The following is a 22588-nucleotide window of genomic DNA, read 5'->3' as shown; positions in this document are numbered from 1 at the left end:
CACGAAATGTACAGGTATGCAGCAGGTTTTACCCTGATCGAACTGATGATCGTCGTGGTGATCACCGGTATCCTTGGCGCATTCGTTTATCCGTTGTACGGCGATTATGTAAAGCGGGCTTACCGCTCTCAAGTTGTTGTCCTGTTGACGGAGCAAGCCCAAAGTCTTGAGCGCTTTTACACAAAGAACGCGGTATATAGCGGTATGAAAGACCTTAGTTCAGGCAATCAGCACTACGACATCAGTGCCGATCTCGTCGACCACGGCTACTGGCTGAAGGCGACGCCCAAACAAGGTTCGGCAATGGCGGGGGATTCGTGCGGGAGCTTTACGCTGGCTCACACCGGTATGGCAACGATAACCCAGGCCGCCCCTGGCCTGACACTGCAGCAGTGTTGGGGGCGCTAACGATTGATTTTGAATGACGGGCTGGATTAACAGATGGCTAGGCAGCAACGGGTGGTGATTGTCGGGGGCGGTGTCATAGGCCTGCTGACTGCGTTTAATCTGGCGGCTGATGTAGAGCAGGTGATTGTGCTGGAGCGTGGCGGGGCGGGCCAGGAGTCCTCCTGGGCCGGCGGCGGTATTGTTTCGCCGCTTTATCCGTGGCGCTATAACTGTGCTGTAACGGCCCTGGCGCACTGGTCTCAGGACTTTTATCCGCAATTGGCCGAGCGTCTGTTTGCTTCGACGGGTATTGATCCTGAAGTACACACCACCGGGCTGTACTGGCTGGACCTGGACGATGAGGCTCAGGCGCTGGAGTGGGCCGGGCGCGAAGGGCGACCTCTGGGGGCGGTCGATATGTCGGCAGTCCATGATGCCGTGCCCGTGCTGGGCGGTGGTTATGCACACGCAATTTATATGGCTAATGTGGCCAATGTGCGGAATCCGCGGTTGGTGAAATCGCTGAAGGCTGCACTGCAGGCGATGCCGAATGTCACTGTGCATGAGCAGTGCGAGGTGCTCGGTTTTGTTCGCGAAGGCGAAAGAGTTTGCGGGGTCAATACGGCCCGGGGTGAGATCCGCGGCGATGAGGTGGTGTTGTCGGCGGGGGCCTGGAGCGGTGAGTTGTTGAGCGGGCTGGGGCTGGAGTTGCCTGTGGAGCCGGTCAAGGGGCAGATGATCCTGTACAAATGCGCATCTGACTTTTTGTCGTGCATGGTGCTGGCAAAAGGGCGTTATGCCATTCCCCGCCGCGATGGTCATATCCTGATCGGTAGCACGCTGGAGCATGAAGGCTTTGATAAAACCCCGACCCTTACGGCCCTTGAGAGCCTCAAGGCTTCGGCAGTCGAATTGATCCCGGCCCTGGCCGATGCGCAAGTGGTGGGGCACTGGGCCGGGCTACGGCCAGGTTCGCCCGAGGGCATTCCGTATATTGGGCGGGTGTCAGGTTTTGATGGTCTGTGGCTCAACTGCGGGCACTATCGCAACGGTCTGGTATTGGCACCGGCGTCCTGCCAATTATTCGCGGACTTGCTGCTGGGGCGTGAGCCGATTATCGACCCGACGCCTTATGCGCCAGAGGGGCGGATTTAAGCGGCTACAAACACAGAGGGATTTCTGTCGATACTCTGTTGTAGATCAAGCCCTATTGTGGGAGCGAGCCTGCTCGCGAACGACCTTCGCGAGCAGGCTCGCTCCCACAGTTGCCGTTTTCCTGTCGTAGCCTGCGGCAGCGACCACAGGTGGCTTAACCCCTTGGTTTTGGCCCTTGCTCCAGATGCTGCTGGGTGCAATACCACTCTTGTTGCTGGCTCAGGGCGCGGTCACGGGGCAGGTGTACGCCACAGTGGGCGCAGCGCACCATTGGCTGAGCGCTCGGGTCGACCGGTTTTTTGGTCGCGGCCATACCGGTCTTGTATTTGCGCCACAGCCAAACGCCTGCAGCAATCAGCGCTGCCCAGATCAGTAAACGAAGCATGGTAATTCGCTATTCGAGAAAAGATGCACCAGTTTAGCCAAGGACCTGGCAGGCGCACAGCGGTAAATCAAACATAAAAAAAGAGCTCCGAAGAGCTCTTTTTTTATGTGCTGAACGATCAGTCGAACAGGCCCAGGGTCATGTAGCTGAACCAGGAGCGGCTTTTACCTTCAGCTTGCGGCTCTTCGATGATGTCGCCATCCGCATCCTTTGGCTTCAGTTCTGCCGGGATTGCATCCTTGGCATCCTGGTACTGCTTCTGGATATCCATGTTTGCACGGGTTTCACCCGGTGGCAGCGGTGTGCTGGATTCGATCAGGCCCAATGTGGCCTTGCTCAGCCATGAACGGTTGTCCGACTCGGAAACCTGCGGCACAAACTGGCCGTCTACCAGGCTCGGGTGGTCCGGGTAGTTGGTCTTGAGCACTTCAAGGCTGGTGTTGGCCAGCTGGTCGAGATGCATGCGCTGGTAGGACTCAACCATTACCGCCAGGCCGTCGCCGACCGAAGGAGTTTCCTGGAAGTTTTCGACCACATAGCGGCCACGGTTGGCAGCGGCTACATAAGCCTGACGAGTCAGGTAGTAATCGGCTACGTGGATTTCATACGCTGCCAACAGGTTGCGCAGGTAGATCATGCGCTGCTTGGCGTCGGGTGCGTAGCGGCTGTTGGGGAAGCGGCTGGTGAGCTGGGCGAACTCGTTGTAGGAGTCGCGTGCAGCGCCCGGGTCACGCTTGCTCATGTCCAGCGGCAGGAAGCGCGCCAGCAGGCCAACGTCCTGGTCAAAGGAGGTCAGGCCCTTGAGGTAGTAGGCGTAGTCAACGTTCGGATGCTGTGGATGCAGGCGGATAAACCGTTCGGCAGCCGACTTGGCCGCTTCGGGCTCGGAGTTCTTGTAGTAGGCGTAAATAAGTTCAAGCTGGGCCTGGTCGGCGTAGCGACCGAACGGGTAGCGTGACTCAAGGGCCTTGAGTTTGGCGGTAGCACTGGTATAGCTGTGGTTGTCCAGGTCGGCCTGTGCCTGCTGGTACAGCTCCACTTCGCTGAGGTTTTCGTCAACGACTTCTTTAGTCGACGAGCAAGCGGCGGTCAGTGCGAGGATGGCGATCAGCAGCAGGTGTCTCACTTGCATGGCGGCTTGCGTCCCTATGACGGCCGCTGTCTTGGGCGGGTCCGTCCTGTTATGATGAGTGCCCCGTGAAAAGCCTCGGGGCAAAAGACGCCGTATTTAACCACAAGCGCGCAGCCGAAACCAAAGGCTTGGCGCGGTCCTGATGAGCATGTCCGAGAAAATTCAACTTCGCGAAGAGGTGCCGTCCGAACTGGGTGGCCAACGCCTCGATCAAGTCGCCGCACAATTATTCGCTGAGCACTCGCGCTCGCGCCTTTCCGCCTGGATCAAAGACGGCCGCCTTACTGTGGACGGAGCCGTCATACGCCCCCGTGACATCGTACACGGCGGTGCCATCCTGGAGCTGACTGCAGAGCAGGAAGCCCAGGGTGAGTGGATCGCTGAAGACATCCCCCTGGATATCGTCTACGAAGACGATGACATCCTGGTCATCAACAAGCCTGCGGGCCTTGTGGTGCACCCGGCTGCAGGGCATGCCAGTGGTACTTTGCTCAATGCCTTGCTGCACCACGTACCGGACATTATCAATGTGCCGCGTGCGGGGATCGTGCATCGCCTGGACAAGGACACCACCGGTCTGATGGTGGTCGCCAAGACCATTCAGGCGCAGACACAACTGGTTACACAGTTGCAGAGCCGCAGTGTCAGTCGTATCTATGAGTGCATCGTTATCGGTGTCGTGACCGCCGGGGGCAAGATCGACGCGCCTATCGGCCGTCACGGCCAGCAGCGCCAGCGCATGGCGGTAATGGAAGGCGGCAAGCAGGCGGTCAGTCATTACCGTGTGCTTGAGCGTTTCCGTTCCCACACCCATGTGCGGGTAAAGCTGGAAACCGGTCGTACGCACCAGATTCGTGTGCATATGTCTCATATCAACTTCCCGTTGGTCGGAGACCCTGCCTACGGCGGTCGCTTCCGTATTCCGCCGTCTGCCAGCGTGACGATGGTCGAGTCCCTGAAAAACTTCCCGCGTCAGGCGCTCCATGCCCGTTTCCTCGAGCTGGATCATCCGACGACCGGTAAGCGCATGAGCTGGGAATCAGCACTGCCTGACGACTTTGTCTGGCTGTTGACGTTGCTCAAGCAAGACCGTGAGGCATTTATCGGGTGAACACCTTCCTGATTCCTGACTGGCCAGCGCCGGCAGGCATCCGGGCCTGTGTGACCACCCGTGCGGGCGGCGTCAGTGTGGCGCCGTTCGACAGCTTCAACCTGGGCGACCATGTAGGCGACGACCCTGTTGCCGTTGCGCATAACCGCCATCGCCTTACCCATATTTTTGACGTACAGCCCGCCTGGCTTAGCCAGGTTCACGGGGTTGTGGTCGCACCTGCCAATCCCGAACTGATTGTTGAGGCCGATGCCAGCTGGACGGCCACCCCTGGTATTGCCTGTACGGCAATGACGGCGGATTGCTTGCCTGCATTGTTCTGCGATCGTGCTGGCACTCGTGTTGCGGCAGCCCATGCCGGTTGGCGCGGGCTGGCGGCCGGGGTGCTTGAAGCCGCCGCACTAAGCCTCAATGTTGCGCCACAGGAGCTGCTTGTGTGGCTGGGGCCGGCCATTGGCCCCAAGGCATTTGAGGTCGGGGCCGAGGTGCGGGAGGTCTTTGTAAAAGACATGCCCCAGGCCGAAGCCGCCTTTGTGCCCAGCATCAATGCCGGGCGTTTTATGGCCGATATCTATGAGCTGGCGCGTTTGCGTCTGGCCCGCTTCGGTATCACGGCTGTGTACGGCGGGGGTTTTTGCACCGTGACCGACCCGCGTTTCTTCTCCTATCGGCGCAGTCCCAATACTGGCCGCTTCGCATCACTGGTTTGGATCGAAAGACCGTCCAGCTGATCTGCGTCATTTTCCAAACGCTTGAAACTCTCGTAATCGCCCGCATCTACTATGGTATCTGGCAGGTTTCTTCATTCAGGAGTTTCCATCCCTCCGGCCTGCTCATAAGGAAGGTGACGAATGCGTATAGATAGATTAACCAGCAAGTTGCAATTGGCGTTGTCCGATGCTCAGTCATTGGCCGTTGGCCTCGATCATCCGGCCATCGAGCCTGCGCACTTGATGCAGGCATTGCTGGAACAGCAGGGCGGTTCGATCAAGCCGTTGCTGATGCAAGTCGGTTTCGATGTAAACAGCCTGCGTAAAGAGCTGACCAAAGAGCTCGATCAGCTGCCAAAAATTCAGAATCCGACTGGCGACGTAAACATGTCGCAGGATTTGGCACGTCTGTTGAACCAGGCGGATCGTCTGGCGCAGCAAAAAGGCGACCAGTACATCACCAGCGAAGTTGTATTGCTGGCGGCGATGGACGACAACAGCAAGCTGGGCAAGTTGTTGCTGGGTCAGGGCGTGAGCAAGAAAGCCCTGGAAAATGCCATCAACAACCTGCGTGGCGGCGAAGCGGTCAATGACCCGAACGTTGAAGAGTCACGCCAGGCGCTGGACAAGTACACCATTGACCTGACCAAGCGCGCCGAAGAGGGCAAGCTCGACCCGGTGATCGGTCGTGACGATGAAATTCGTCGCACCATTCAGGTCTTGCAGCGCCGTACCAAGAACAACCCGGTACTGATCGGTGAGCCTGGCGTGGGTAAAACCGCGATTGCCGAAGGTCTGGCACAACGGATCATCAATGGCGAAGTGCCTGACGGCCTCAAGGGCAAACGTCTGCTGTCCCTGGACATCGGTGCGTTGATTGCCGGTGCCAAGTTCCGCGGTGAGTTCGAGGAGCGCCTGAAAGCAGTGCTTAACGAGCTGTCGAAGCAGGAAGGGCAAGTCATCCTGTTTATCGACGAATTGCATGTCATGGTTGGCGCCGGTAAAGGCGAGGGTGCCATGGATGCGGGCAATATGCTCAAGCCTGCACTGGCTCGCGGTGAGTTGCACTGCGTGGGTGCGACCACGCTCAACGAGTACCGCCAATACATCGAGAAGGACGCAGCACTTGAGCGTCGCTTCCAGAAAGTACTGGTGGACGAGCCGAGCGAAGAAGACACCATTGCGATCCTGCGTGGCCTCAAAGAGCGTTATGAGGTTCACCACAAGGTAGCGATTACCGACGGTGCGATCATTGCGGCGGTCAAACTCAGCCATCGTTACATCACCGACCGGCAGTTGCCGGACAAGGCGATTGACCTGATGGACGAGGCTGCCAGCCGTATCCGCATGGAGATCGACTCCAAGCCTGAGGTACTGGACCGTCTTGAACGTCGCTTGATTCAACTGAAGGTTGAAGCCCAGGCGTTGAAGAAAGAAGAAGACGAGGCCGCGAAAAAACGCCTCGAGAAATTGCAGGAAGAAATCGAGCGTCACGAGCGCGAATATTCGGACCTCGAAGAGATCTGGACCTCGGAAAAAGCCGAAGTGCAGGGTTCTGCCCAGATCCAGCAGAAAATCGAGCAGGCGCGCCAGGAGCTTGAAGTGGCCCGCCGCAGCGGCAACCTCAACCGCATGGCCGAGTTGCAGTACGGGATCATCCCTGATCTGGAACGCAGCCTGCAGATGGTCGACGAGCACAGCGGCAAAACTGAAAACCAGTTGTTGCGCAGCAAAGTGACTGAAGAGGAAATCGCGGAAGTGGTATCGAAGTGGACGGGTATCCCGGTCTCCAAGATGCTCGAAGGCGAACGCGACAAGCTGATGAAAATGGAAAGCCTGTTGCATGAGCGCGTGATTGGCCAGGACGAGGCCGTAGTGGCTGTGTCCAACGCCGTGCGGCGCTCCCGTGCCGGCCTGAGTGACCCGAACCGTCCTAGCGGCTCGTTCATGTTCCTCGGCCCGACCGGTGTGGGTAAAACCGAGTTGTGCAAGGCGCTGGCCGAGTTCCTCTTTGATACTGAAGAGGCGATGGTGCGGATCGATATGTCCGAGTTCATGGAGAAACATTCCGTGGCTCGACTGATCGGTGCACCACCAGGCTATGTGGGCTACGAAGAAGGCGGTTATCTGACCGAAGCGGTACGGCGCAAGCCTTACTCGGTGATCCTGCTGGATGAAGTCGAGAAGGCTCACCCGGACGTGTTCAACGTGTTGCTGCAAGTGCTGGAAGACGGTCGCCTGACTGACAGCCACGGCCGTACCGTGGACTTCCGCAACACGGTGATCGTGATGACCTCCAACCTGGGCTCTGCACAGATCCAGGAGCTGGTGGGCGATCGCGAGGCACAGCGTGCAGCGGTGATGGATGCGGTCAGCACCCACTTCCGTCCGGAGTTCGTGAACCGGATCGACGAAGTGGTGATCTTCGAGCCTCTGGCCCGTGATCAGATTGCTGGCATCGCCGAAATCCAGTTGGGTCGTCTGCGCAGTCGTCTGGCTGAGCGTGACTTGAGCCTTGAGCTGAACCAGGATGCTCTGGACAAGCTGATTGCGGTTGGTTACGACCCGGTTTATGGCGCACGCCCTCTGAAACGTGCGATCCAGCGCTGGATCGAGAACCCGCTGGCACAACTGATCCTGTCCGGTCAGTTCTTGCCTGGCACCACCGTGACAGCCAGCGTGAAGGACGACGAAATCGTCTTCGCATAAGGTTTGAAAGCGGTGTTTTAAGAGAGGCCTCGCTTTGCGAGGCCTTTTTTTTCTAGGGTGTTGATCTGTAAGGAAAACGCTTGTAATATGCGCCCCGCAGCAAGCAACCCGTAATAGCGACTTGGCCCAAACCGAGAAGCCCGCTGGAAGAGCTAAGTAATTGTCTTCTAACGAAAAATAAGGGTTGACAAGGCTTTTAAAGCTTGTAGAATAGCCGACCTCAGAGACGCCAACGCAGCGATGCGAAGAACTCGAAGAGTGTTGCTAAGCAGTAAGGCAATAACGTTACAAATTGAAATATGTAGTTCCGCGATAGCTCAGTTGGTAGAGCAAATGACTGTTAATCATTGGGTCCCTGGTTCGAGTCCAGGTCGTGGAGCCATTTTCAAGCCGGGGTATAGCGCAGTCCGGTAGCGCGCCTGCTTTGGGAGCAGGATGTCAGGAGTTCGAATCCCCTTACCCCGACCATTTTTGGGTCGTTAGCTCAGTTGGTAGAGCAGTTGGCTTTTAACCAATTGGTCGTAGGTTCGAATCCCACACGACCCACCATTTTTGGCTCCAGTTCGCTGGGGTTAGATCTTAAGATCAGAGGCCAAAAGCACTGATCGAAGAAGGCGCCTCTTGAAGGTGCTTTTTTTTACCGGGGTATAGCGCAGTCCGGTAGCGCGCCTGCTTTGGGAGCAGGATGTCAGGAGTTCGAATCCCCTTACCCCGACCATTTTCTGCCCGGCAGTAATGGGTATAGAAAATAAGGCGCTGATGCCAGTTGCATCAGAGGCCATAAAAGAGCGTCCTTACGGACGCTTTTTTATTGTTGTAAAAGTTGAAATATGCAGTTCCGCGATAGCTCAGTTGGTAGAGCAAATGACTGTTAATCATTGGGTCCCTGGTTCGAGTCCAGGTCGTGGAGCCAGTTTCAAAGAATTTTTGGGTCGTTAGCTCAGTTGGTAGAGCAGTTGGCTTTTAACCAATTGGTCGTAGGTTCGAATCCCACACGACCCACCATGTTCGGCTCCAGTAGCCATAAAAAAAGCGTCCATTGGACGCTTTTTTTATGCCTGTAGGAAACGTAACCCTGTAGTCGCAGCCTTCGTTCTTCGACAGCTGCTACGAGGTTTTTGCTTCAGCTTGGGTTTGCAGCCTTGTTGTCCGCGTCCTGAAGATCCTGCAGCGCGGCCGAATACTGATCTGCTTCTGCCTTGGGCACCATCTGCCATGACGGCTTGCGCAATGCATAGAAGATAAACGGCGGCACGCCTGCGACGATCAATCCCAGCAACAAAATCCCCGCATATTCGAAAAACGGCATGCTGCTGAAACTGTTGGGCGGAATAAAGCCGAAAATCAGCGCCACGCAGGTTGAAAACAACCCCAGGTAGCACCAGCCATGCAGCCCCTTGAGCACATAGCCGCGTTTTACATTGGGCTGTGTTTTACGCAGTTTCATGGCCGCCATAAACATGAATACGTAGATGATCAGGTACATCAGCGCAGCCATCGCACTGATCATCCAGAAGGCATCGGATACATTGTCGAGAAAGATGTAAATCGTCGACAGCAGCGTGACGATAACGGCCTGTAAATACAGAATGTTTTTTTGCACACCTTTTTTGTTCACTTCCTGCATCACAGGTGGAAGCATTCCGGCCTTACCGACGAACAGCAAGCCGGTAGACGGCCCGGCAGTCCAGGCCAGTACCCCGCCCAACGCACCGATAATCAGCAAAATGGCCATGATCGGGGTTGCCCATGGCATGTCGAAGCCCTGGAAGAACGCAGCGTAAGCCTGGATAACCCCGGCGGTAAGGCTGGTTGAGTCAGCGGGTACCACCAGCGAAATCGCCACCGTGGGCGGGATAAACACCAGCAGGATCATAAAGAAGGCCAAGAGAATCGCCCGGGGCATTTCCTTTTGCGGGTTACGCAATTCACGGGCGTGAATGGCGTTCATTTCGATACCGGCAAACGCCAGGAAGTTACTCACAATCAGTACCAGGCCGGTAATGGCGCCGGTAAATTCCTGCCAGAAGTCCGGGTGCAGGTTGCGCGAGCCGGATTTGACTGTGGAGTGGGTATCGAAAATGGCCGGGATCAAGGCATCCCAAGTCAACGGGGTGGCTGATTTATGCCCCAGCACCAGCCAGGCGACGCCGAGCAAAACCAGCAGCGCGGCGGGTAATGCGGTGCCCAGCAGCATGAACCATGACGTCAGCTTCGACAGTGCTGTCAGCCCGTTAAGTGCCACAAATGTCGATAGCCAGTATAAAACGATGATGACGGCGGCAGTAAATACACCGCTTTTGGCCAGTTCAGGGTTGATAAGATACGCCATGGTGCTGGCGCCAAACCCGAGCACAATCGGGTACCAGACCACCACTTGTACCCACATGAACCACATGATGAAAAAGCCCGGGCGGTCGCCGTAGGCTTGTCTTACCCAGCCATAAATCCCGCCGTTCCAGCCTGTGCCCAGTTCAGAGGCGACCAGGGATACCGGAATGAAAAACAGCAGTGCGGGGATGACATAGAGAAAGACCGAGCCCAGGCCATAGACGGCCATGCTGGGTAACGAACGAATACTGGCAACAGCGGCAACCATCATAAAGCAGATGGTCAGCCAGGACATGTAGGTTTTAGCTTTGCTGGTGGTAGCCATAAGTATCCCGCTCCCTTACGCGAATTCGTGCAACAGGCTCAGATTGAGCGTGCGGCTAAGGTATTCGGCGGCCAGTTGACCGCGAACGCTGTTACCGGCTCCGTCCAGTGGCGGGGCAAAGGCGGCGATGGCGCACACCCCCGGAACCACCGCCAGAATGCCGCCGCCGACCCCGCTTTTTCCGGGCAGGCCGACTTTGTAGTACCAGTCCCCGGTGGTGTCATACAGGCCATTCAGGGTCATCTCGGAGAGGATTGGCGCCACGTTGTTGGCCCGAACCGCGCGTTTTCCGCTGATCGGGTTGACGCCACCATTGGCCAGGGTAGCGCCCATGGTCACCAGGTCATGGCAGGTGATCGCCACGGAACATTGACGGGTGTAGACGGCGCACACTTCCATCGGGTCGGCGTACATATAGCCGTAACTCTGCAACAGCCAGGCAATGCCGCGGTTGTGCTGGTTGGTCTTGGCTTCCGATTGATAAACCTCGTCGTTGACCGTCAGTTCACGCCCGGCGAAAAGGTTGTAAGTCGCCTGGATCTGGTCCCAGCGCGCTTGCGCCGTATCGGCTTCGAGGAGGCTGACAGTGGCCATGGCGCCTGCGTTTACAAAGGGGTTGAGCGGTCGGCCCTTATGCAGTTCCAGGGCAATCACCGAGTTGAACGGCTCACCTGTGGGGTCGCAACCGATCTTGCTGCGCAAGGCTTGCGGTCCCACTTCATCGAGTACATGGGCGAGGGTGAATACCTTGGAAATCGACTCGATGGCGAAGGCGTAATCGGTGTCGCCGACTTCTGCATGGGTACCGTCGCAGAACATGATGCTGATGCCGAACAGATGGGATGGCACTGAGGCCAGGTAAGGGATGTAGCTGGCGTTCTTGCCGTGCTGATTGCTGGCAAACCGTTGCAGGGACTGGTCCAGCGCCTGTTTTACCGTGCTGTCTACGGTCGTGGGTCTTTGCTTCATCGTGCTCGCTCCGTGAGTACTATCGAGAATCGAGACTATAGATCGGAAAATGCACGGTGGTCGGAAATCGGACGGCAGACCTCAAATGCTTGGCTATGCTGGCTGGGCCGAAGCTGAGCCAGAGTTGCAACGGCGGGCTCATAGATTGACCAATACTCAAGGAGAGTTCACATGGCACTGCACCGTATCAAGCGCAACAAGGACGTCGACCCCGTATTTGGTTCTTCTGCGCTGGCTCATGCCGCTGCAATCAAGCTGTTCCCCGAGGCTGAGCAAGCGCCGGGTGAGGTTTTCCAACTGGTCCACGATGAGTTGTATCTGGATGGAAACTCCAGGCAGAACCTGGCGACCTTTTGCCAGACGTGGGAAGAGGACGAGGTCCACAAGTTGATGGACCTGTCGATCGACAAGAACATGATCGACAAGGATGAGTACCCGCAGTCTGCGGAGCTGGAAAACCGCTGTATTCATATGCTGGCGGACTTATGGCATTCGCCGGAAGCGGCTACCACCATCGGTACTTCCACCGTAGGCTCCAGCGAAGCCTGCATGCTGGGTGGTCTGGCTGCATTGTGGCGCTGGCGTGCGGTGCGCAAGGCGGCAGGCAAGCCGACAACTACGCCGAATATGGTGTGCGGTCCGGTGCAGGTGTGCTGGCACAAATTTGCCCGTTACTGGGACGTCGAAATTCGTGAAGTGCCGATGTCGGAAGGGCATTGGTTTATGACCCCCGAGGACATGCTGGAGCGGGTCGATGAAAATACCATCGTCGTAGTGCCGACCTTTGGCCAGACGTTCACCGGGCTGTATGAAACCGTAAAGCCGTTATCCGATGCTCTGGATGACTTGCAAAAAAGCACGGGTCTGAATATTGATCTGCACGTCGACGGTGCAAGTGGCGCGATGCTGGCTCCGTTTTGTGCGCCGGATATTCTTTGGGATTTTCGCGTGCCGCGGGTCAAGTCCATCAGTACCTCCGGGCACAAGTTCGGCCTGGCTCCGCTGGGCGCGGGCTGGGTGGTTTGGCGGGATGAAAAGGAACTGCCTGAAGGGCTGGTGTTTCATGTGAATTATCTGGGGGGTGATATGCCTACGTTCGCCCTTAACTTTTCACGTCCGGCCGGGCAGATCATCTCGCAGTACTACAACTTCTTGCGTCTGGGGCGTGAAGGCTATGAGCGTATTCATTCAGCCTGCTACCAGACGGCACAGTTTCTTGCGGCTGAACTGGTCAAGGTCGGACCGTTCGAGATGCTCTACAACGGTGACCCGCAGTTGGGGATTCCGGCGTTGACCTGGCGTCTGAAGCCAGGGGCGAAAACTTCATATTCGCTGTATGACCTGGCAGACCGGTTGCGCACCCGTGGCTGGCTGGTACCTGCGTATAGCTTGCCGGCAAATGTCGAGAACGTAGTGGTGCAGCGGATTCTGGTGAAGCAGGGTATGTCGATCGACATGGCCAAGTTGTTGCTGGAGGACTTTGTGCGCGCGGTGAAATTCTTTGACGAGCATCAGCCCCACGGCTTTAAAGGCCGTGAAGCCGAGGCGGGTAATCACGCGGGGCGCTGATTACGCGGCGCTGTAGATACTCTGTTGTAGATCAAGCCCTATTGTGGGAGCGAGCCTGCTCGCGAACGACCTTCGCGAGCAGGCTCGCTCCCACAGTTGCAGTTTTTACTGTCGCAGCCTTCGGCAGCGACTACAGAGTAGTCGCACTTAGTGCAGTTTCAGGCGCGGCTCGGTGCCGCGTCCGATCCTGCTGCCCAGCATCAGCATCAAGGTGCGGAAGGTGCCGTACAGCGCCATCTGGTGCATGCGATATAGCGAGATGTAGAACATCCGCGCCAACCAGCCTTCCAGCATAACGGTACCCATCAGGCTGCCCATCAAGTTACCCACAGCCGAAAAGCTCGACAGGGAAATCAGCGAGCCATAATCGCGGTAGGTGTAGTCCGGCAGCTGAGTTTTACCTTCAATGCGCAATTTCAGCGACTTGGCCAGCAACGACGCCTGCTGGTGAGCAGCCTGGGCGCGAGGCGGCACCAGCTTGTCGGTGCCGGGTTGCGGGCAGGCGGCGCAATCGCCAAAGGCAAAAATATTCTCGTCACGGGTGGTTTGCAGGGTAGGGCGTACCACCAACTGGTTGATGCGGTTGGTTTCCAGCCCGGCAATTTCCTTCAAGAAGCCAGGTGCACGAATGCCCGCAGCCCAAACCTTCAAACTTGCAGGAATCACCTGACCATCTTTGGTTATCAAGCTGTCAGCAGTTACTTCGCTAACTGCGGAGTTGGTCAGCACGGTGACCCCGAGTTTTTCCAGGGTTTTATGCACAGGCCCGCCGATACGGTCCGGCAGGGCAGGCAATACCCGTGGGCCCGCTTCGATCAGGGTGATATGCATGTTTTCCGGCTTGATCCGGTCCAGGCCATAGGCTGCCAGTTCGTGGGCGGCATTGTGCAGTTCGGCAGCCAGCTCGACTCCGGTTGCACCTGCGCCGACAATGGCCACGCTGATCTGTTCGAGCGTATCGCTTTGCCCTGCGTGGGCACGCAGGTAATGATTGAGCAGTTGCTGATGAAATTTCTCGGCCTGCTTGCGGGTATCGAGGAACAGGCAGTGTTCGGCCGCGCCTTTGGTACCGAAGTCATTGGTGGTACTGCCCACCGCAATCACCAGGGTGTCGTAACCCAACTCGCGGGCAGGTACCAGTTCCTGGCCGTTTTCGTCGAGAGTTGCCGACAATGAGATCTTTTTCAGTTCACGATCCAGCCCGCTCATGCGGCCCAGCTGGAACTGAAAGTGATTCCATTTGGCCTGGGCGACGTAGTTGAGCTCGTCTTCCGATGAGTTCAATGAGCCGGCAGCAACTTCATGCAGCAGCGGTTTCCAGATATGGGTCAGGTTGGCATCGACCAGCGTGACGCTGGCCTTGCCGCGCTTACCCAGAGTCTTGCCCAGGCGGGTCGCCAACTCCAGGCCGCCGGCGCCGCCGCCGACGATAACAATACGATGGGTCATGGATATCACTCACAAGGCTTGAAAAAAATTCTGTGCCTGAGTGGCCCCGGGCGAGCGCAATGCAGCTCATAGCGCCAGGTAACTCAGGAAACGGCTCAAAAGGCCCATGCCGATCACCGCGATCACCACTATGGCAAGGAGCAGCCAGGGCCTGAAAGGGCGGCGCTCAACCTGATTTTGTGGCAATTGAAGGTACTCTTCGACACGCTTCAGATCATCGGGGTTCAGGCGACTGGGCATATTTTTGGCCTCGTCAAATAGACGTTGCTGGGTATGTAAAAGCTACAGCATTGATCAACCGGGATGAAATGAAGCATAGCCGTGCGGGCCTAACGGCTCGACCCGCAGTTCGTCGTCTAGACGAATGATCCCGCTTTCGATTACCCGGGCCGTGATCCCGCCGTGGCCACGTACCGCCTGAAAAGTCCCCTGGCCCAGACGCTGCTCCAGTCGGGCACAAGGCTGACACCAGCCAGTGGTTTCGAAAATGGCCTGGCCAACCTTGAAGCGCCGGCCTTTGAGGCTGAACAGGTTGATTCCGCGGATCACCAGGTTGCGGCGCAAGTCCTGCGCCAGGATCGGTTGATCCGCCGTGCGCCCCAGCAGTGAGCTGATAACGGCCAGGTGTTCCCATTGTATCAGCGTCACCTGGCGGGCATTGCGGGCGCCGGGCCGGGCATGATCTCCGGTCAGCCCGGCTTCGCGGCGGGCTTCAACCGCGTCGAGTTCGAGCATGTCTGCCCGGGACTCGGGGCGTACGCCGATCCAGCACACGCGCCCGGTTTGCGGCACATTGGCAATAAGCTCCTGCAACGGGCTCACAGGCTGATACCCACATCAAAAATAATGCTGCGTCCCAGGTTGTTGCGCAAAAAATCCGGTGCGTCCGGTTGGGCAAACAGCACCCGGGCAAAGGTCGGCCCTACCAGCGACAGCGAGCGCCAGCCCTGGCGCAAATATTCAGTCGGCGGCGGAAAGTGGCTGTTAAGGTCCAGCACTTCGCGCTTGAGGCTTGAAAACGCAATGATATCCAGCTGCCCCAGGTCGATATCGCGCTCTTTGTAGTTAGTGGCTTTTTTATGCAGGGTGGGGCCCAGCCGCTGCAACAGCTTGCTCGCCGGAATCCGTTTGGGCCGTGCTTCGCGACGGACCAATTGGCTCAGGGAGTAGGCGCTGCGCCTGCGCTGCAGTTCCGCGCGGCATTCATCGTTCAGGCGCCGGCCCTCATCGAGGACAAAGAACACCTCAAAGCGTGCATCGCCGAACAGCACATCGGGAGGCTCCTGGCCCGCCTGCCGGAAGTCTTCACTGTGGTAGGGGATATTCAGGCCTTGCAACAGGCGCTGGCAGACCCAACGCTCACGCTCCCATTTGCGGGCATTGGATAAAAAGGCATTGGCTTGCTCGGCCTGAATGGTGAGCAGGCGTAAATAATCTGAGTCGTCCATGCACGCAGCTTAGCCTTGAAACAGGTGTTACTGAAAGTCCGGGTGTAGACTCAGTCGCATCCGACAGGGAGGGTTGAACGGTGTGTTTTGACAAGGCAGGGCAAGGCCGATGATAAGTACACAGGTGTTATCCACACAAACGCTGGTCATCGGCTGGCTGATCTATGTTCCCGTTGTGCTGTGGGCCATCTGGCGTGCTCCCTGGGTTGAGCTGTTTACCGATACGCGGCGCCAGCACCTGTTGTTTGGCACGGTGTTCGGGCTGTTTTTGCTCTGGCTGGTACGGCGTGACTTTGAAGGCGGGGTGTCTTACCACTTTATTGGCCTGACGGTGGTCACGTTACTGCTCGACTGGCCGCTGGCAGTCGTCGGTGCGCTTCTGGCGCAAGTCGGACTGGTGTTGCTGGGGCGTCAGGAGTTGGCCGCGATGGGTGTCAACGGCGTGCTGCTGATTCTGTTGCCGATAGCAGTGACCGAAGGGTGTGCGCGTATGGTTGAGCGTGCGCAACCGCGTAACCCCTTTGTGTATATCTTTTGCTCGGGTTTTTTTGCCGCAGCGTTGGCGGCGTTGCTGTGCATAGGGGCGGTGCTGGGTGTGTTGTGGCTGGACGGGTTGTTCGTCATGCCGTATTGGCTGGAGGACTTTGTCGGCTATCTGTGGCTGATCATCTTTCCCGAAGCGTTTATCAACGGGATGCTGGTAACCGCACTGGTGGTGTTCTGCCCGGAGTGGCTTGAGACCTTTAACCGCACCCGCTACCTGGCGGCGCCATGGAAGGATGATGGAGAAAAGCCGTAATCGCCGACGCAGGCTGCGAGATGGACCGCAGGGCCTGTGCTCTTTAAAAGCACGACCCCTTCGGGCTCGATCGCAGCCTTCGTACCTCGTCAGCGACTACAGGATTTGGCTTTTAATGTAAGCGCTCGCTCAGATCCTCGGAAAACAGATCATCTTCAGCATCCGGGCTGACCGGGATCTTGTGTTCCTCGCTGGCCCAGGCACCCAGGTCGATCAGCTTGCAGCGGTCCGAGCAGAACGGGCGAAAAGCGTTGGTGGTATCCCATTGCACGGCTGTGCCACAGGTCGGGCAGTCGATGGTCATAGGTTTGGTCATGGTTGGCCTCCACGCAAAGTTAAATAAAAGTGATGCAGGCGCTCGACCTCAGTCTGCAGCGCCTTCAGATCCTTGTCATTGACCAGCACATCGTCAGCGTGACGAAGGCGATCTTCGCGGCTGGCCTGTGCCTTGAGAATGGCCTGGACTTGCTGTTCGGTGGTGTTGTCACGCACAAGGGTGCGCTGCATCTGCAGGGCTTGCGGTGCATCGATCACCAGTACACGTTGAGTTGTGGTGTATTGGCCGGACTCGATCAGCAGCGGCGAAACCAGAATGGCGTAAGGCGATTTTGCCTGTGCCAGATTGTTTGCGATCTCTTCACGAATCAGTGGGTGCAGCAGTGCTTCAAGCCAGCGGCGTTGCTCGGGGTCGGTGAAGATCAGATGGCGCAATGCGCCACGATTGAGTTGCCCGTCGGCTTGCAGCACCTGTGCTCCAAAGTGTTCGGCAATACTGGCCAGCGCCGGGCGTCCCGGCTCAACGACCCAGCGCGCCGCATGATCGGCGTCCACCACATGTATGCCCAACGCGGCAAAGTGCTCGGCAGCGGCACTTTTACCACTGCCGATACCGCCGGTAAGCCCGAGAATCCAGGGTTTGGAGGGTGGAGTCATCATGTCAAACCGAAACCTGCCAATAGAAGCCGGTTATTTGACCACCCCAGAGCAATGCAATCCAGCCGGCAATTGCCAGATACGGCGCAAAGGGGATCGGGGTACTGGTTTTGGCCCGCCGCATGGCCAAAAGCCCCAGCCCCACCGTCGCCCCCAGCAGTGAAGAGAGCAGGAGGGTTAGCGGCAGAACCGCAACCCCGCCCCATGCCCCGAGTAGGGCCAGCAACTTGAAATCGCCGTAGCCCATGCCGTCCTTGCCGGTGACCAGTTTGAATATCCAGAACACCGACCACAGGCTTGCATAGCCAAGCGCGGCCCCCCATACGGCCTGCCCCAAAGTGGTGAACAGGGAGAAGCTGTTGAGCAACAATCCCAGCCACAGCAGAGGGAAAACCAGCACGTCAGGCACGATTTGATGCTCGATATCGATCAGGCAAATGCCGAATAACCCCCAGGTCAGCAGAAGCATCCAGCCCGCCTGGGTGCCAAAACCGAAATGCCAGGCGACAAAAGCCGACAATACCGCGCAGGTCAGTTCCGTAAGGGGATAGCGCAGGCTAATGGCACTTTTGCACTGCGAGCATTTGCCACGCAAAAACAGGTAGCTTAGTAGCGGGATGTTCTCCCGGACGCGCAGCGAATGCCGGCAATTGGGGCAGTGAGAGCGCGGGCGCAGCAAGTTATACACAGGGCCTTTGGCTGGCTCGGGCAAATCCAGCACCTCGCGGGCCTGGGCTTGCCATTCCTGTTCAAGCATTTTTGGCAATCGCCACGCCAGCACATTGATAAAACTGCCAACCAGCAAGCCGAGTATCAGCGCGCAGGCAATAAAAGCGTCGGGGTGACGGCTCAGCAAATCAATCATGCTCATATTACCCGGCCAAGGTTGAATATCGGCAAGTACATGGCGATGACCAGCCCGCCAACCATGACTCCAAGTACCACCATGATTATCGGCTCCAGCAAGGTTGTCAGGTTGTCGACCAGAGTGTCGACCTCGCTTTCATAATAGGCGGCAACCTGGTCAAGCATGCTGTCCAATGTGCCGGATTCTTCGCCAATAGCTGTCATCTGGATTGCCATGCCCGGGAATACTCCGGCAGCGGCCATGGCCACATGGATCTGGCTACCCGTTGCAACCTGCTTCTTCAGTCGTAGCACCGCGTCTTTGTACAGGCTATTGCCAGTGGCGCTGGCTACGGAGTTCAGCGCTTCGAGCAATGGCACGCCGGCAGCCAGGGTCGTCGACAGCGTGCGGGCAAAACGGGCCATGGCTGACATGTGCAGCAGATTGCCCATGACGGGCAGTTTCAGAAGCCAGCGATCAACACGCTGGCGCCAGGTTGCGCAGTGCTTGTAGCGATGGTGAAGGCCTGCAAGGGTGATGCCGCAAAAAAACAGGAGCCACAGGCCATGCGCCTGAAGGCTGTCAGACAGGCCGATCACCCACAATGTAAGCACTGGCAGTTGCGCGTCGAATGAGCGGAAAACGCCCTGGAACTGCGGAACCACTTCGATCAACAAAATGCCGCACACCGCCAGCGCGACCACGAGCACGGCGCTGGGGTAGGTCATGGCTTTTTTGATTTTCTTTTTCAGAGTGGCGGTCTTTTCCCTGTAGGTCGCCACCCGTTGCAGCAACACGTCCAGAGCCCCGGCCAGTTCGCCAGCTTCGACGAGGCTGCAAAACAGAGGATCGAAATGTGCCGGTTTTTTGCGCAGCGCCGCCGACAGGCTGGTGCCTGCGCCGATGTCTTGCTGGAGTTCGGTGACCTGCTGGCGCATGGCACGGCTCTCGAAACCGTTGGCGATAACCTTCAGAGCTTGCTGCATAGTTATGCCCGCGCTGATCAGGGTAGCCAGTTGGCGGGTGAACAGGGTGATATCCAGTGCCGTGACCGATTTGCCCGCATTCAGTGTGTGACTGTAATGGCGGCGGATTTTACTAACGGTAATACCTTGGCGGCGTAGCTGGACCCGAATCATTGTGTGGTGTTCCGCCGTGATTTGCCCGCTGGTTTTAATGCCATTTCGATCGGTGCCTTCCCACCGGTAAAGGCTGTTTTTAACGGCCTGTGTTGCCATGCATCGATCCTTGGAGCGCGGCGCGCCCGGCTGTGCTGTAAGCCCAAAGACTAGATGCACCGAGCCTTGACCCGGCAAGTTGAGAGTGACCAGAAGTGTCAGCGATGCAGTTGTGGAGCAACGGCCCACTAACCTTGATAGCCTGTGCGCACTTTTTTGCCTGCACAGCACTGCCTGGCACCTGTGGGTGCCCCTTTTCTGGAGACTTCATGTGAAACAACAACAAGGCTTCACCCTGATCGAACTGATGATTGTGGTTGCAATTATCGGTCTGATTGCTTCGTTCGCATTTCCGGCTTACCACGAGCACGTGATGAAGACCCGTTTTGCCGAGGTGAACACCATCAGCAATACCTACAAGACTGCCGTCGCCCTGTGCTACAGCCAGACCAATGATCTGATGGCCTGTGATGCGGGCACCAACGGCATCCCGGGGCCGGCCGAAGCGACGGAAAACCTGGCAGCGGGCATGACGGTAGTCGATGGTGTGATTACCATGGCGGGGACCCAGGCAGCAGGCGGCTGGGTCAGCGTATTGGTGCCGACCCCGAGCAATTCGGGGGGCACCCTGAACTGGACGCAAAATGGCACCTGCCTGGCCAGCGGTGCGTGCAAATAACCCGTGATGGTCGTAATGCCGAGTGTGTGAAGCCTGGGCGCCAAGGGCTCAAGAATATCGCGATTTACTAACAACCTTGGTCAGCAGGCCCGCTCCTGCAGCGGCACACATGCGGCAATTGCCGGTTTTTGCCAGCGCTGCTAGTTTTACTGATACCGCCGGTGTAGCTCAGTCGGTAGAGCAGCGCACTCGTAACGCGAAGGTCGCAGGTTCGATTCCTGTCTCCGGCACCATTTAATAGGTTCAGGCAGTGCCAGGCAGTATCATGTAGCTCCAAGAAGCCCGCTTAATGCGGGTTTTCTGTTCAGGCTGGTGCCATCCAGTCCAGTCCGAGCGCTTGTCTTATTAGTGCCCTTGCGAGTACCTTAAGTGGTTCAATAATCTATGGGTACTCAGGATGTCTTTGACGGCTTTGCAGGTAAAGAATGCTGCGACGCGCGAGAGGGACTATGGCCTTGCCGACGGCGGTGGTCTCTTCCTATGGATTCGCACGGTGGGCGGTAAGTCTTGGCGTTTGCGATTCCGTCTCGATGGCAAGCAGTCGCACATTTCTCTTGGCACTATCGATAAGGTAACCCTCGCACAGGCGCGGCAGCTTGCTTCTGACGCTCGCCAGCTTGTGGCACAAGGGCGGCATCCTGGGGTCGAGCGTAAGGCTACGCGAGCCCAAGCCGCAATCTCTCGCGCCAATACGTTCAAGAGCCTTGCGCTGGAGTGGCATCAACATAAGTCGCCACGCTGGTCAGCAGGTTATGCTGATGACGTTATAGAAGCTTTTGAGTTAGATATTTTCCCCCATGTGGGAAGTTTCCCCTTAGCCGAAATCAAGCCCATGCAGTGGCTACAGGTTTTTCGCCGCATAGAGTCGCGAGGTGCTTTGGAGAAGCTGCGCAAGGTCCGGCAGCGCTGCCAGGAGGTCTACCGCTTCGCGATTGCCACTGGTCGCGCGGACTACAACCCAATCGCAGACATCGGAGGGGCTCTTCAAACCCCTATATCTCGACACTATCCCTTCTTGCCTATTTCAGAAATCCCGGCGCTCATACGCAGTTTTCAAGGTTGCTCTGGTCATGACGTAGTTAAGATCGCAACCCGCCTGCTAATTCTCACTGGAGTGCGCACGGCTGAGCTCAGAGGCGCACCTTGGTCGGAGTTTGATCTCGACAAGGCGCTGTGGCTGATTCCAGCTGTGCGTATGAAGATGCGCCGCGCCCATCTGATACCGCTCTGTAAACAGGCAGTAGCTGCACTGCGTGAGTTGGAAAGCATTACTGGTGGTTACACGCTCGCATTCCCTGGCCGTAACGATCCGGCCAAGCCTATGAGTGAAGCTGCGATCAACCAACTGCTGAAGCGTTCTGGATATGATGGGCGTGCTACTGGCCATGGATTCCGTCACACGATGTCCACCACACTACATGAGCAGGGATATCGAAGTGAGTGGGTCGAAACCCAGCTTGCGCATGTAGACAAAAATAGCATTCGCGGCACTTACAACCACGCACAGTACCTAGAGGGGCGCCGCGAAATGCTTCAGTGGTACGCCGACCATCTGGATATATTGCCGCACAGTAATTCCGAGTCCTCCATTACAAGCATGGAGGAGATCGTGTGAGCGATGATGTGATACGCCTATCTGATTTGGTGCCGGAGTACGCTCGCCACTATAAAGCTAGTCCTCAAGAGGCTTCATATGCTCTTCATGAGCTGATTTTAGATTTATACTCCGAATACCATGTAAAGCGGGAGGAAATGGTAGTTCCTCATCACATATTTTGGGTTGGAAGAGTCGGTGGCTCGCAATTATCAACAAAGAGTTATAAGCTGTTTTTTAATGGATTGATTGACTACTTCAATAATTTATTCAGTCCGCTGCCAGAGGTTGATGATGGTCTGGTTCGTTGCTACTGTGTGAGCGATAGTGGCGCTAAAGATATTCCAGCAGGCATCGTATACTTATCGAGGGCGGCACTCGGTAAGTGGGTTCTTGATGCAGGGATTGAGCCCCCGGATTTCATATTAAGTACTAATGCGGGTGAAGGTGCAGAGAAGGATAAAAGGTGGAGTGAATTTAAGGGGCAAGAGCTGGGAACCATTAGTAAAATCATGAATGGCTTGGTTGATCTCATTAAGGAAGTTGATAAGGCTCATCGTGAACCGCCAACTGATTCCTTCGGCAGGAAGCGCGCAGAGAAAATTAAGATTCATGCCTCTAGGCTCAACAATCCTCCACGCAAAAACTTCGATATGTACTCTGCTTTGATATCTTTCGCTGAGGATGCAGAAGTTGATATACCCACAGATCATCAAACATTGAGAAAATACATGCGTGCACAGTCCAAACCCAATAGAAGTGCATGAATTTTTAAAGCGAAAATTTTGGGGATCCCTATGAGAATTTGGGGATCCTCATGACTCCCCACTTGAGGTGCCATTAAATCCCTAGCCATCCAATCCGGTTCTTAGGAGACC

22 protein-coding genes and 7 tRNA genes are annotated in these 22588 nt (G+C 56.8%); 17 read left to right on the top strand and 12 right to left on the bottom strand.

What is annotated here, in order from left to right; all coding sequences use genetic code 11:
- Nucleotides 1-6: 6 nt before the first annotated feature.
- Together ACP7BE_RS11495 and thiO are read left to right on the top strand one after the other, a co-directional pair.
- Nucleotides 7-408 (top strand): type IV pilin protein, encoded by a 402-nt coding sequence (locus tag ACP7BE_RS11495; protein ID WP_095018373.1) that lies wholly within the window; start codon nucleotides 7-9, stop codon nucleotides 406-408.
- A gap of 33 nt (nucleotides 409-441) precedes the next feature.
- Nucleotides 442-1542, top strand: coding sequence for a glycine oxidase ThiO (gene thiO / locus ACP7BE_RS11490; protein ID WP_094999339.1), 1101 nt, complete (start codon nucleotides 442-444; stop codon nucleotides 1540-1542).
- Nucleotides 1543-1696: 154 nt separating this feature from the next.
- On the opposite strand, the gene ACP7BE_RS11485 is transcribed toward thiO, so the two are convergent.
- Nucleotides 1697-1927, bottom strand: a complete 231-nt coding sequence (locus ACP7BE_RS11485; RefSeq protein ID WP_094999338.1) for a PP0621 family protein — start codon at nucleotides 1925-1927, stop codon at nucleotides 1697-1699.
- Between the two features lie 118 nt (nucleotides 1928-2045).
- Nucleotides 2046-3059 (bottom strand): outer membrane protein assembly factor BamD, encoded by a 1014-nt coding sequence (locus tag ACP7BE_RS11480; RefSeq protein WP_094999337.1) that lies wholly within the window; start codon nucleotides 3057-3059, stop codon nucleotides 2046-2048.
- Nucleotides 3060-3207: 148 nt separating this feature from the next.
- Here ACP7BE_RS11480 and rluD point away from each other — a divergent pair, with 148 nt between their 5' ends.
- From rluD to ACP7BE_RS11435, 9 genes are all read left to right on the top strand, one after another.
- Complete coding sequence (rluD, locus tag ACP7BE_RS11475) at nucleotides 3208-4170, top strand: 23S rRNA pseudouridine(1911/1915/1917) synthase RluD (RefSeq protein ID WP_094999964.1); 963 nt, start codon at nucleotides 3208-3210, stop codon at nucleotides 4168-4170.
- Complete coding sequence (gene pgeF / locus ACP7BE_RS11470; RefSeq protein WP_094999336.1) at nucleotides 4167-4901, top strand: peptidoglycan editing factor PgeF; 735 nt, start codon at nucleotides 4167-4169, stop codon at nucleotides 4899-4901. Before rluD ends, pgeF begins: the two co-directional genes overlap by 4 nt.
- 120 nt (nucleotides 4902-5021) lie before the next feature.
- Nucleotides 5022-7589: an ATP-dependent chaperone ClpB gene (clpB, locus tag ACP7BE_RS11465; protein WP_094999335.1), complete on the top strand. Its 2568-nt coding sequence runs from the start codon at nucleotides 5022-5024 to the stop codon at nucleotides 7587-7589.
- Nucleotides 7590-7895: 306 nt separating this feature from the next.
- Nucleotides 7896-7971: transfer RNA gene (locus ACP7BE_RS11460), tRNA-Asn, on the top strand.
- A gap of 9 nt (nucleotides 7972-7980) precedes the next feature.
- Nucleotides 7981-8057: transfer RNA gene (locus tag ACP7BE_RS11455), tRNA-Pro, on the top strand.
- A gap of 5 nt (nucleotides 8058-8062) precedes the next feature.
- Nucleotides 8063-8138 (top strand) — tRNA-Lys (locus tag ACP7BE_RS11450).
- A 92-nt stretch (nucleotides 8139-8230) separates the two neighbouring features.
- Nucleotides 8231-8307 (top strand) — tRNA-Pro (locus ACP7BE_RS11445).
- A 119-nt stretch (nucleotides 8308-8426) separates the two neighbouring features.
- Nucleotides 8427-8502 (top strand) — tRNA-Asn (locus ACP7BE_RS11440).
- Nucleotides 8503-8518: 16 nt separating this feature from the next.
- A tRNA-Lys gene (locus ACP7BE_RS11435) sits at nucleotides 8519-8594 on the top strand.
- 118 nt (nucleotides 8595-8712) lie between these two features.
- Here ACP7BE_RS11435 and ACP7BE_RS11430 read toward each other — a convergent pair.
- Together ACP7BE_RS11430 and glsA are read right to left on the bottom strand one after the other, a co-directional pair.
- The gene (locus ACP7BE_RS11430; RefSeq protein ID WP_095001626.1) at nucleotides 8713-10245 is read right to left on the bottom strand and encodes an amino acid permease; all 1533 of its coding nucleotides are present in this window, start codon (nucleotides 10243-10245) and stop codon (nucleotides 8713-8715) included.
- A gap of 15 nt (nucleotides 10246-10260) precedes the next feature.
- The gene (gene glsA / locus ACP7BE_RS11425; RefSeq protein WP_095001625.1) at nucleotides 10261-11214 is read right to left on the bottom strand and encodes a glutaminase A; all 954 of its coding nucleotides are present in this window, start codon (nucleotides 11212-11214) and stop codon (nucleotides 10261-10263) included.
- A 171-nt stretch (nucleotides 11215-11385) separates the two neighbouring features.
- On the opposite strand from glsA, the gene ACP7BE_RS11420 reads away from it, so the two are divergent.
- Nucleotides 11386-12783 (top strand): glutamate decarboxylase, encoded by a 1398-nt coding sequence (locus ACP7BE_RS11420; RefSeq protein WP_095001624.1) that lies wholly within the window; start codon nucleotides 11386-11388, stop codon nucleotides 12781-12783.
- 147 nt (nucleotides 12784-12930) lie between these two features.
- On the opposite strand, the gene ACP7BE_RS11415 is transcribed toward ACP7BE_RS11420, so the two are convergent.
- From ACP7BE_RS11415 to ACP7BE_RS11400, 4 genes are all read right to left on the bottom strand, one after another.
- A complete protein-coding gene (locus tag ACP7BE_RS11415) occupies nucleotides 12931-14232 on the bottom strand; it encodes an NAD(P)/FAD-dependent oxidoreductase (protein WP_095001623.1) in 1302 nt (433 codons plus the stop codon).
- Nucleotides 14233-14298: 66 nt separating this feature from the next.
- Nucleotides 14299-14472, bottom strand: coding sequence for a DUF3094 family protein (locus ACP7BE_RS11410; RefSeq protein WP_095001622.1), 174 nt, complete (start codon nucleotides 14470-14472; stop codon nucleotides 14299-14301).
- Between the two features lie 54 nt (nucleotides 14473-14526).
- Nucleotides 14527-15054 (bottom strand): MOSC domain-containing protein, encoded by a 528-nt coding sequence (locus ACP7BE_RS11405; protein WP_095001621.1) that lies wholly within the window; start codon nucleotides 15052-15054, stop codon nucleotides 14527-14529.
- Nucleotides 15051-15680, bottom strand: a complete 630-nt coding sequence (locus ACP7BE_RS11400; RefSeq protein WP_426105884.1) for a DUF1780 domain-containing protein — start codon at nucleotides 15678-15680, stop codon at nucleotides 15051-15053. The genes ACP7BE_RS11405 and ACP7BE_RS11400 overlap by 4 nt, the downstream gene beginning before the upstream one ends.
- A gap of 109 nt (nucleotides 15681-15789) precedes the next feature.
- Here ACP7BE_RS11400 and ACP7BE_RS11395 point away from each other — a divergent pair, with 109 nt between their 5' ends.
- Complete coding sequence (locus ACP7BE_RS11395; protein ID WP_095001619.1) at nucleotides 15790-16479, top strand: energy-coupling factor ABC transporter permease; 690 nt, start codon at nucleotides 15790-15792, stop codon at nucleotides 16477-16479.
- Nucleotides 16480-16591: 112 nt separating this feature from the next.
- On the opposite strand, the gene yacG is transcribed toward ACP7BE_RS11395, so the two are convergent.
- From yacG to ACP7BE_RS11375, 4 genes are read right to left on the bottom strand one after another with little or no spacing between them, the layout of a single operon-like run.
- Nucleotides 16592-16795 (bottom strand): DNA gyrase inhibitor YacG, encoded by a 204-nt coding sequence (yacG, locus tag ACP7BE_RS11390; protein ID WP_016779444.1) that lies wholly within the window; start codon nucleotides 16793-16795, stop codon nucleotides 16592-16594.
- Complete coding sequence (coaE, locus tag ACP7BE_RS11385; protein WP_095018262.1) at nucleotides 16792-17415, bottom strand: dephospho-CoA kinase; 624 nt, start codon at nucleotides 17413-17415, stop codon at nucleotides 16792-16794. The genes yacG and coaE overlap by 4 nt, the downstream gene beginning before the upstream one ends.
- 1 nt (nucleotide 17416) lies before the next feature.
- Entirely contained in the window at nucleotides 17417-18283 is an 867-nt protein-coding gene (locus tag ACP7BE_RS11380; RefSeq protein ID WP_426105881.1) for a prepilin peptidase, read from the bottom strand.
- On the bottom strand, nucleotides 18280-19497 hold the full coding sequence (locus ACP7BE_RS11375) for a type II secretion system F family protein (RefSeq protein WP_095020321.1): 1218 nt from the start codon (nucleotides 19495-19497) through the stop codon (nucleotides 18280-18282). The genes ACP7BE_RS11380 and ACP7BE_RS11375 overlap by 4 nt, the downstream gene beginning before the upstream one ends.
- 211 nt (nucleotides 19498-19708) lie before the next feature.
- Here ACP7BE_RS11375 and ACP7BE_RS11370 point away from each other — a divergent pair, with 211 nt between their 5' ends.
- The 4 genes from ACP7BE_RS11370 to ACP7BE_RS11355 all read left to right on the top strand — a co-directional run bounded on the left by ACP7BE_RS11370 (nucleotide 19709) and on the right by ACP7BE_RS11355 (nucleotide 22477).
- Entirely contained in the window at nucleotides 19709-20116 is a 408-nt protein-coding gene (locus ACP7BE_RS11370; RefSeq protein WP_095001615.1) for a pilin, read from the top strand.
- Between the two features lie 157 nt (nucleotides 20117-20273).
- Nucleotides 20274-20349 (top strand) — tRNA-Thr (locus ACP7BE_RS11365).
- Nucleotides 20350-20513: 164 nt separating this feature from the next.
- Nucleotides 20514-21731: a tyrosine-type recombinase/integrase gene (locus ACP7BE_RS11360; RefSeq protein WP_047292065.1), complete on the top strand. Its 1218-nt coding sequence runs from the start codon at nucleotides 20514-20516 to the stop codon at nucleotides 21729-21731.
- On the top strand, nucleotides 21728-22477 hold the full coding sequence (locus ACP7BE_RS11355; protein WP_133144168.1) for a hypothetical protein: 750 nt from the start codon (nucleotides 21728-21730) through the stop codon (nucleotides 22475-22477). The genes ACP7BE_RS11360 and ACP7BE_RS11355 overlap by 4 nt, the downstream gene beginning before the upstream one ends.
- The last annotated feature ends 111 nt before the right edge of the window (nucleotides 22478-22588 follow it).

Source organism: Pseudomonas sp. TWR1-1-3 (assembly GCF_049896805.1).
GTDB classification, from domain to species: domain Bacteria; phylum Pseudomonadota; class Gammaproteobacteria; order Pseudomonadales; family Pseudomonadaceae; genus Aquipseudomonas; species Aquipseudomonas bubulae.
The sequence above is the reverse complement of the archived record's forward strand: the minus strand, read 5'-3'. Positions and strand labels throughout refer to the sequence as shown.